Source organism: Actinomadura sp. SCN-SB (assembly GCF_043906805.1).
Lineage (GTDB): Bacteria > Actinomycetota > Actinomycetes > Streptosporangiales > Streptosporangiaceae > Spirillospora.
Genome location: NZ_JBIMPP010000019.1, coordinates 112,234 through 120,966, shown reverse-complemented (window position 1 = coordinate 120,966; position 8,733 = coordinate 112,234). Strand labels below are relative to the sequence as shown.

Here is an 8,733-nt window from a genome sequence, read left to right as displayed (position 1 = left end):
TAAACGCCGCAGGCACCGCCAATAAACACTGGTGGCTCGGGCGGTGTCGACGGGGGCACGACAGCGCCCGAGCTTGGAGAGGACCCTACTAGGTGACCGGTTCGGCCTACCAGGGAGGGGGCCGTTCCTGGCCGTGTTGGGTTTGTCAGGTGGGTGGGGTGTCGCGAAGCAGGGGGCAGGACATGCAGCGGGGGCCGCCTCGGCCGGTGCCGAGTTCGCTGCCGCTGATCCGGATGACTTCGATGCCTGCCGCTTCGAGTTGGGCGTTGGTTTCGATGTTGCGTTCGTAGGCGACGGCTACGCGGGGGGCGAGGGCGAGGGTGTTGTTGCCATCGTCCCATTGTTCGCGTTCGGCGGTGACGGGGTCGAGGCCGGTGTCGATGACTTTGAGCCGGTCCAGGCCCATCGCTTCGGCGGCGGCGTCGAGGAAGGGGCGGGGGCCGGTGACGTCGAGGTCGCCGTTGGAGGCGGTGACGGCGTACGCGGTCAGGGAGTGGGCCATGGGCGGGTACATCACGACCGTGTCGGTGTCGACCATGGTGCAGACCGTGTCGAGGTGCATGGTGGCGCGTTCCTGGGCGATGGGGACGGCCAGGACGGTGTGGGCGAGTCCGGCGCCGAGGACTCTGCGTGCGAGGCGTTCCACTCCCGCGGGTGTGGTGCGTTCGCCTGTTCCGACGGCGAGGACGCCCGGGGAGAGGAGCAGGATGTCGCCGCCTTCGACGTGTTCGAGTGACCGGTCGTAGATGGGTTCTACGCCGGCGAAGCGCGGGTGGTGTTTGTAGATCAGGCCGGTCAGCGCGGACTCGGGTCTGCGGGCGGGCATGGCGAGGCTGGTGATGGCGACGCGGTCGCCGATCCAGGCGCTGTTGTCGCGGGTGAACAGGAGGCCGGGCAGCGGGTCGATGATGAAGTCGAGCCGGTTCATCAGCCGGTACACCAGGCCGTGCGCGATCTTGAGTTCTTCGTGGGCGAGTCCGGCGATCAGGACGTGGGCGAGGATCTCCGGGTCGAGGTCGCACAGGTAGTCGTGGACGACGCGGCGGAGCTGGTCTCCCCAGCGGGGGTCGTCGGTCACGCAGGTGATGGCCTCGTCGCGGCAAACCTGGTATTCGAGCGCGTCTTGGAGCAGTTCGCTCAGGTAGAGGACTTCGACGCCGCGGTCGCGCAGGGCTTGGGCGAACGCGTCGTGTTCTTCCTGTGCCCGTCCCACCCATGGGATCGCGTCGAAGAGCAGCTTGTCGCTGTTCCGCGGGGTGAGCCGTTTCAGTTCCGCGCCGGGGCGGTGCAGCAGGACGGTGCGCAGCCGTCCCACCTCGCTGGTCACCCGGTGCTCGTAGGATCCGATCTGCGTCACACTGCGAGTCTAGGTGCCGGTGATCTCGGGAATCCGCTGGCCACGCGGTATGTCACCATTTGCAGATGCCTCGCCCGGCGCTGCCGCTGCACCTCACGTCCGCGACGTTCCTGCGGATCTCCGCGGAGGGTGTCGCGACGGCGCTCGTGCTGACCGTGCAGGCCCGTACGGGCCGGGCGGCCGACGCCGGGTTCTTGCAGGCGGCGTTGACGTTCCCGTACGTGGTGAGCGGCCCGGTGATCGGGCACGCGCTGGACCGGGCGTCCCGTCCGCGTGCGGTGGCGGTGGCGCTGGCGGTGGTGTACGCGGCGTCGGCGGGTCTGCTGCTGTTGATGGCTGGGCGGTCTCCGCTGGTCCTGGCGGCCACGGTCGCCGCCGTCGTGGGGTGCACGGAGCCGATCGTCGTGGGGTTGACGAGCCTGTTGCCGCGTTTCGTTCCGGAGAGCCGGTTGCCGCGGGCGTACGGGCTGGAGGCGTCCAGTTACAGCATGGCGGCGGTCGCCGGTCCCGGCTTGGCCGCCGCGATCGCGACCGTCGCGGGCGGGTCGCGTTCGGGTTTGGCCATCGTGGGGGCGGGGGCGGTCGGCGCGGCGGCGTTGAGCCTGCTGCCGCTTCGGGGTCGTGTCACGCCGCCGGGCCGTCCACCGCAGGAGCCGGACGGGCGCCGGCGGTGGTCAGGCGTGGTGGTCGGCGGGCTGGCGGTGTTGGTCGCCAACCGTGTGCTGCGGTCGCTGACGCTGGCGACGAGCATCGCGTTCCTGGGGTACGGCGGGATCCCCATCGCCGCGGTTCTCATCGCTCAGCGTTCGGGGGCGGACGCGGAGGCGGGGGGTCTTCTGCTGATGGCGTTCGCGTTGGGGGCGCTGCTGGGGTCGCTGGCGTCCACCCGCTGGCTCAAGGCGCGCTCCGCGGAGTGGGTCGTGATGGTCGGGCTGGTGGTGTTCGGCGCCGCGCTCGCGTCCGTGGCGCTGGCGGGGACGCTGGCGTGGGCGCTGCTGTGCTTCCTGCTGGTGGGGCTGGTCGAGGGACCGGTGTTCGCCGCGACGTTGATGCTGCGCCAGCGGGAGTCGCCGCCGGAGCGGCTGGGCCAGGTCAACACCACGGGCGGGAGCCTGAAGATCGGCGCCTCGGCGGTCGGTGCCGCGCTGACCGGTGTCTTCGCCGATGCGATGGGGCCGACCGGGCTGATCCTGGCAATCGCCGCGTGCCAGGTCGCGGGCGCGCTGGCGGGCGGGATCCTGCTGGTGAGGCGGCCGGTGCGGCGGGCCGTTAGCCGCGGCGGGGCCGGTTGAGGGCGGTGCAGTCCTTCTCGTCGGGGAGCATCGGGCGGAGCAGGACGTTGTAGAGGTGCCCGCCGCTGCGCCAGTTCACCGATCCCGCGGAGCTGATGACCCGTTTGGTCTCCTGCGCCTCGGCCCAGTCGAGGACGGTGCAGCCCGCGGGGTCACCTTCGGGCAGGGGACGCAGCGGCCACCGCTGCTCGCGCTCGGCCTTCCCGTAGGACATCCTGTCCGGTCGCCACGCCACCATGGCCGTCCGTTCGGGACGGTAGGTGATGGGGGGCCGGATGAGGTCGTCGTCCCGCATGGCCGTGAACCGCTCCGTCAGCCGTTCGACGAGCCATTCGCGCGGGCCGGAGGCGCCCTGCCGGATGGTGGTCGTGTGCCGGAGCCCGCCGGACAGGAACTCGACCTGGGTCGATCCGGCGTCGAAGATCAGCTCGTCGGCGTGGTGGGTCCGGGACGTGCTCAGCCCGGCCAGGAGTCCGTCCTTGTAGAGCTTGCGGTAGGCGCCGGCGGTCAGCCGCCCGTCCATGATGCGGGTGGAGGCGACCGCACCGTACGTGGTCTTCGCCACGATGATCCGTCCGTCCCCGTACACGGTGAGGTCGGGCACCGGGCGGGGCAGGACCGTCGGTGTCTCCATGCCGGCGACCGAGCGGACCCGCAGCACCACGGCGTTCGGGTCGCCGGGCGGTGAGGGGCTCCACGCGATGTAGCCGACGCCCAGCAGACCGGCGAGGACGAAAACGGCAAGGCAGGCCGAGATGACCACGCGCGGCAACTTGGCTCGCATGGACCTTCGACGGGCACGGCCTCGGGCGGGTTCCGGGCGGAGCCCGCGAATAATCCGGTCGCTCCGGGACGGGCCGCCACGTACCATCCGGACCATGTTCCTCGCAGCCGGCACCAGCATGCTCGCAGAGTCCGCTCTGCTGAGCGCGGTGCCGGCTGCCTCCTTCCTGGCGGCCGCAGCGGCAGCGGACGCGACCGTCGTCGACGGCCTGCGACGCTGACCCCTCTCCGTCCCACCTCCGGAGAACCAGCGGAGGGGGGTGGCCCAAGAGACCCGCGGAAATACCCGTGGGGGGTTCTCACGTTCCGGTGCGGACCAAGTGAGGACGGAACATCATGGCCAAGCGGCTCTACGAACGCGGCAAGCCACATCTCAACATCGGCACGATGGGCCACGTCGACCACGGCAAGACCACCCTGACCGCGGCGATCACCAAGGTGCTCGCCGAGCGCGGGCTGGCCTCCGCCGTGCCGTTCGAGGGCATCGACCGTGCCCCCGAGGAGCGCGACCGCGGGATCACCATCAACGTCGCGCACGTCCACTACGAGACCGCGACCAGGCACTACGCCCATGTCGACATGCCCGGCCACGCCGACTACGTGAAAAACATGATCACGGGCGCGGCGCAGATCGACGGCGCGGTGCTGGTCGTGTCCGCGCAGGACGGCGCGATGCCGCAGACGCGGGAGCACATCGTGCTCGCCCGCCAGGTGGGCGTCCGGCACATCGTGGTGGCGCTCAACAAGGCCGACGCCGTCGAGGACCCCGAGCTGCTCGACCTGGTCGAGCTGGAGGTCCGCGAGCTGCTGTCGGAGTACGGGTTCCCCGGCGAGGAGATCCCGGTGGTCCGCGTGTCCGGGCTGAAGGCGCTGGAGGGCGACCCGTACTGGGTGGCCCGCATCGGCGACCTGCTGGACGCCATCGACGGGTACGTGCCGATCCCGCCGCGCATCCTGGACCGCCCGTTCCTGATGCCGGTGGAGAACGTGTTCACCATCACCGGCCGCGGCACCGTCCTGACCGGGGTGGTGGCGCAGGGCTCGATCCGGGTCGGCGACGCCGTCGAGGTCGTCGGGCTCGGGGACACCTTCGGCTCGGTCGCGACCGGGCTGGAGACCTTCGGGCAGACCATGGACCACGCGGAGGCGGGTGACAACACAGCGATGCTGCTGCGCGGCGTCAAGCGGGACCAGGTCCAGCGCGGCCAGGTGGTCAGCGCGCCCGGCACGATCCAACCGCATCTGCGGTTCCGGGCGCGGGTCCGGGTGCTGACGGCGGACGAGGGTGGCCGCAGCAAGCCGTTCTTCCACGGCTACCGGCCCCAGTTCCACTTCCGGACGACGGACGTGTCCGGGGCGGTGGACCTGGGCGGCGCGTCCGTCATGGCGCTGCCGGGCGACTCGGTCGACATGGCCGTGGAGCTGGGCAAGCCGGTGGCGATGGACGTGGGCCTCGGCTTCGCCATCCGCGAGGGTGGCCGCACCATCGGCGCCGGCACCGTCACCGACCTTCTCGACTAGGGCCGGGACGACAGCACGGCACCGGGTGAGGGCCCGGCGGTGAGATCCGCCGGGCCCTTCCCTTGTGCGGAGATCTCCGGCGGTTCCCGGTTTCGGCAGCGCGAATGGATCTTGATGTGGTGAGATTCCGGGAGAAAGACCCCGCTGATCATCATCATGGAGCAAGTGTGCGAGCCCCCCGCGCCCTGATCCCCCTGTTCGCGGTCGCCGGAGCCGCCGCGGTCGTCGTCACCGCCGGTGCCCGTGCCGCCATCGAGGAAGGCCCGTCCGCGGCGGCTCCCACCCTGGCCGACGCCGGCGAGAACGCCCCGTTCACGGCGATCAACGCCATGACCTGGAACGTGTGCGGCGACCTCGGCTGCCGGGCGCCGGCGGACCCCGCCGGGGCCGCCACGCAGGTCGCGCAGCGGGTGGCGGCGAGCGAGGTCGGCGGACGCCAGGTCAGGCTGAACGCGGTGCTGCTCCAGGAGGTCTGCTCCGGTCACCTGGACGCGCTGCGGGCCGTCAAGGGTCTGCGGTCGTGGAGCTGGGCCTTCGCCCCGGAACGTGCCAAGGGGGGAGGCGACCGGGCATGCGGCAACGGCCGGGGGACGCTGGGTGTCGCCATCGGCACCGACTCCGCGCTGTCGGACGTCGAGCGGGTGCGGTTGCCGTCGCCGGAGCCGCACGGCCGGTCCATGGTGTGCGGCACGGTCGGCGCGTGGCGGGCGCGGCTGTGCAGCGTCCAGGCCAGCTCCCGAGGGTGGGACGACGACCCGCGCGGCCGGTGGCGCGCCAAGCAGATCGCCGCGATCACCGAGCGGGCCGCCGGACAGCGCGTGATCATCGGGGGTGATCTCGCCGAGCGTCCCGGGTCGCCCGTCCTCGACCCGCTGTACCGGAGCCTCGCCGAGTGCGACCAGGGTCCGGGCGAGTCCCGGACGGGCGCGATGACCCTGCTGGACCAGCGCGGCACGCCCGTCGCCAAGACCGACTACCTCTTCATCAGCAGGTCGGCGGGGGTCTCGTGCGGGGTGTCCCCGGCTCCGGTGCGCACGTCCGACCATCACCCGCTGGCGGCGGCCATCCGGTTCCGCTGATCCCCGTGACCGCCGGGCCGTCCCGCGTAGTCGGCGGGACGCGGCCCGGCGGCGGTGCGCCCGTCAGTGGACGGCGCGGTCCTGGTCCTGCCAGTACGGGGCGCGCAGCTCGCGCTTGAGGATCTTGCCGGTGGGGTTGCGGGGGATCGCGTCCCGCCGCTCGATCGACGTGGGGCACTTGAAGTGGGCCAGGCGCTCCCGGCAGTAGCCGATCAGCTCGTCGTCGGAGACGTCGGCGACCTCGGCCAGGACCACGATGCCCTTGGGGGTCTCGCCCCACTTCTCGTCCGGCACGCCGATCACCGCGCAGTCGGCGACCTGCGGATGGCTCATCAGGACGTTCTCCACCTCGGCCGGGTAGATGTTCTCCCCACCCGAGATGATCATGTCCTTGACGCGGTCGTGGATGTAGAGGTAGCCGTCCTCGTCCAGGTAGCCGACGTCACCCGTGCGGAAGAAGCCGTCCGGGAGCAGCGCCGCCGCGGTGGCCTCCTCCATCCCCCAGTAGCCCTTCATGTTCTGCGGGGTCCGGCACAGGATCTCTCCGACCTGCCCGGTCGGCACCTCCTCCAGCGTGGCCGGGTCCACGATCTTCAGCTCGCAGGACGGGTTGGGCACGCCCGCGCTGCGCAGCCTGCCGGGGTTGGGGCCGTCCGGGTCGTGGTCCTCCGCGGGCAGGTAGGTGATCGCCCCGGTGGTCTCGGTCAGCCCGTACACCTGCATGAACTTGGTGGTGGGCAGCATCCTCATCGCGCCGCGCAGCACGTCCTCGCTGATCGGGGACGCCCCGTACAGGAGCAGCTTGAGGCTGGACAGGTCGGCCTCGGAGACCTCCGGCATCAGCTGCATGAACTGCAACAGCACCGGCACGAGGAAGATGTGCGTGACCTTGTGCCTCTCGATCGCGCGGGCGATCGCCACCGGGTCGGGCTCGCGCGCGATGACGCCGGTGATGCCGTCGAAGACCACGCAGACCGTCAGCGCGTTGCCGGCCACGTGGTACATCGGCATCGCGACCATCATGACGTCGTCGTCGCCGATCTGCCACACCTCGTTGGTGAGCGGCAGCACCGCCATGAAGTTGTCGTGGGTGAGCATCACGCCCTTGGGCAGCCCGGTGGTGCCCGAGGAGTACAGCTGGACGAACACGTCGCCGGTGTCGACCGCGTCGACCGGCTCGCCAGGCTCGTGCTCGGCCATCCAGGTCTCGTAGTCGAGGTAGGCGTGGCCGGGCTCGCCGCCGATGACGACCTGCCGCTCCACGTGTTCGAGCTTGCCGGCGATCGCGTCCAGCACCGGGACGAACTCGGGCCCGACGATGAAGACCTTCGCCTTCGCGTTGTTGACGATATAGGCGACCTCGTCGGGGGCCAGCCGGTAATTGATCGGGACCTGCACCGCCCCGATCCGGGCGGCGCCGAACAACTGCTCGGCGTATTCGAGCGAATTCTTGTCCAGCACCGCGACCCGGTCCCCATGGCCGACACCGGCCGCGGCCAGCGCCGCCGCGGCCCGGTCGACCCGCCGGTCGAAGTCTCGATAGGTGATGGACGCGTCCCCACTATGGAACGCGATGCGATCCGGATGCCGCTGCGCTCGGTCGCGCAGCACCTCGGTCAGGCTCGGCACGGTGGCCCCTTTCTCCGGTGACCGCCTGTTCGTGGAGGAATCATCCGTTCACGAGCAGGCCGTGACAAGAGGGGCGACCGGGCCGTTTTACCTGTGCTTGAAACTCTTGGAGGACTTGGACACCAGCATCACCGCCATGTACACGATGACCGCGACGAAGCCGATGAAGAAGAAGAACTTGAGCATGGACAGGATGGCGCCGATCACGGTGAAGAGCAGCCAGACGGCGAGCACCACCCCGGCGATCGTCAGGATTGTCTTAGCCATGACTCAACGGTAAGGGCTGGCGGGATGGCCGTCATCACCCCACGGGAGGACCCTGAACCCTGAGATCCCCTGAACCCGCACCCTGAGGAACCGGAAGACGGGACGTCATGCGGGAGGCGGGGGCGGCGGAGGCGACTGCCCGTGGGGCGGCTGCTGGTATCCGGGCGGCTGTTGGCCGGGCTGCTGGTAGCCGGGCGGCTGTTGGCCGGGCTGCTGTTGGCCGGGCTGCTGGTAGCCGGGCGGCTGTTGGCCGGGCTGCTGGTAGCCGGGCGGGGGCTGGGGCGGGTACTGGCCCGGGTATTGCCCTCCGTACGGACCTCCCCAGGGCGCCCCGGCGTTCTGGGGACCGCCCGCCCGCCGCAGATGCCGGATCGCGGACGTGCCGAAGGCCACGGCGACGTAGAGCAGCAGGGTGAACACGCCGAAGACGCTGAGGTGGGTGTAGCTCTCGACGTAGAACTCGAACCGGCGGCCGATGGGCAGCCCGCTGTGCAGCGTCGCTTCCACGGCGATGCCGATGAGGTCGCCGACGAAGGACGCCGGGATGGCCAGTGTCCCCGCGAGCACCGGGATCAGCGGCCCGAAAGGGCGGGAGAACAGCGTGGCGCCGCCGGTGACCGCACCGATGACCACCGCCGTCACCACCGCGATCACACGGGCCATGCCGAGGCCGTACCCCACCCACTGGTACAGGTAGGAGACCCCGACGGTGAGCACGGCGTCGACGAGGGTCGCCGCGACGGCACCGATCATGACTCCGGCGATGGCCGCCATACCGGTCGAAGAGGAGCGCGGCTGCGTCATC

At 70.8% G+C, this 8,733-nt stretch carries 9 protein-coding genes; 4 read left to right on the top strand and 5 right to left on the bottom strand.

All coding sequences use genetic code 11. From position 1 onward, the window contains the following. Window positions 1-145: 145 nt before the first annotated feature. A complete protein-coding gene (locus ACGWYJ_RS15470; protein WP_395106660.1) occupies window positions 146-1,357 on the bottom strand; it encodes an arginine deiminase in 1,212 nt (403 codons plus the stop codon). Between the two features lie 65 nt (window positions 1,358-1,422). Here ACGWYJ_RS15470 and ACGWYJ_RS15465 point away from each other — a divergent pair, with 65 nt between their 5' ends. Further along, complete coding sequence (locus ACGWYJ_RS15465; RefSeq protein ID WP_395106659.1) at window positions 1,423-2,649, top strand: MFS transporter; 1,227 nt, start codon at window positions 1,423-1,425, stop codon at window positions 2,647-2,649. On the opposite strand, the gene ACGWYJ_RS15460 is transcribed toward ACGWYJ_RS15465, so the two are convergent. Continuing rightward, a complete protein-coding gene (locus tag ACGWYJ_RS15460) occupies window positions 2,627-3,433 on the bottom strand; it encodes a hypothetical protein (protein ID WP_395106658.1) in 807 nt (268 codons plus the stop codon). The genes ACGWYJ_RS15465 and ACGWYJ_RS15460 overlap by 23 nt on opposite strands. A 94-nt stretch (window positions 3,434-3,527) precedes the next feature. Between ACGWYJ_RS15460 and ACGWYJ_RS15455 the strand changes: the two genes are divergently transcribed. The 3 genes from ACGWYJ_RS15455 to ACGWYJ_RS15445 all read left to right on the top strand — a co-directional run bounded on the left by ACGWYJ_RS15455 (window position 3,528) and on the right by ACGWYJ_RS15445 (window position 6,032). After that, window positions 3,528-3,653, top strand: a complete 126-nt coding sequence (locus tag ACGWYJ_RS15455; RefSeq protein WP_395106657.1) for a hypothetical protein — start codon at window positions 3,528-3,530, stop codon at window positions 3,651-3,653. A 115-nt stretch (window positions 3,654-3,768) separates the two neighbouring features. Then, on the top strand, window positions 3,769-4,953 hold the full coding sequence (tuf, locus tag ACGWYJ_RS15450) for an elongation factor Tu (RefSeq protein WP_395106656.1): 1,185 nt from the start codon (window positions 3,769-3,771) through the stop codon (window positions 4,951-4,953). 167 nt (window positions 4,954-5,120) lie between these two features. Beyond that, the gene (locus ACGWYJ_RS15445; protein ID WP_395106655.1) at window positions 5,121-6,032 is read left to right on the top strand and encodes an endonuclease/exonuclease/phosphatase family protein; all 912 of its coding nucleotides are present in this window, start codon (window positions 5,121-5,123) and stop codon (window positions 6,030-6,032) included. A 63-nt stretch (window positions 6,033-6,095) separates the two neighbouring features. Here the strand turns inward: ACGWYJ_RS15445 and ACGWYJ_RS15440 are convergent, their stop codons facing one another. The 3 genes from ACGWYJ_RS15440 to ACGWYJ_RS15430 form a co-directional block, all read right to left on the bottom strand. Beyond that, window positions 6,096-7,661 carry a long-chain-fatty-acid--CoA ligase gene (locus tag ACGWYJ_RS15440; protein ID WP_395106654.1) on the bottom strand — a complete coding sequence of 522 codons (1,566 nt, stop codon included), beginning with the start codon at window positions 7,659-7,661 and terminating at the stop codon, window positions 6,096-6,098. Between the two features lie 87 nt (window positions 7,662-7,748). Beyond that, the gene (locus ACGWYJ_RS15435) at window positions 7,749-7,928 is read right to left on the bottom strand and encodes a hypothetical protein (RefSeq protein ID WP_395106653.1); all 180 of its coding nucleotides are present in this window, start codon (window positions 7,926-7,928) and stop codon (window positions 7,749-7,751) included. 105 nt (window positions 7,929-8,033) lie between these two features. Continuing rightward, window positions 8,034-8,732: a hypothetical protein gene (locus tag ACGWYJ_RS15430; protein WP_395106652.1), complete on the bottom strand. Its 699-nt coding sequence runs from the start codon at window positions 8,730-8,732 to the stop codon at window positions 8,034-8,036. Window position 8,733: the final 1 nt, after the last annotated feature.

Coding starts and splice junctions, on each gene's coding strand:
- ACGWYJ_RS15435 (WP_395106653.1), bottom strand. CDS start 7,928: ATGGCTAAGACAATCCTGACGATCGCCGGGGTGGTGCTCGCCGTCTGG.
- tuf (WP_395106656.1), top strand. CDS start 3,769: ATGGCCAAGCGGCTCTACGAACGCGGCAAGCCACATCTCAACATCGGC.
- ACGWYJ_RS15460 (WP_395106658.1), bottom strand. CDS start 3,433: ATGCGAGCCAAGTTGCCGCGCGTGGTCATCTCGGCCTGCCTTGCCGTT.
- ACGWYJ_RS15465 (WP_395106659.1), top strand. CDS start 1,423: ATGCCTCGCCCGGCGCTGCCGCTGCACCTCACGTCCGCGACGTTCCTG.
- ACGWYJ_RS15430 (WP_395106652.1), bottom strand. CDS start 8,732: ATGACGCAGCCGCGCTCCTCTTCGACCGGTATGGCGGCCATCGCCGGA.
- ACGWYJ_RS15455 (WP_395106657.1), top strand. CDS start 3,528: ATGTTCCTCGCAGCCGGCACCAGCATGCTCGCAGAGTCCGCTCTGCTG.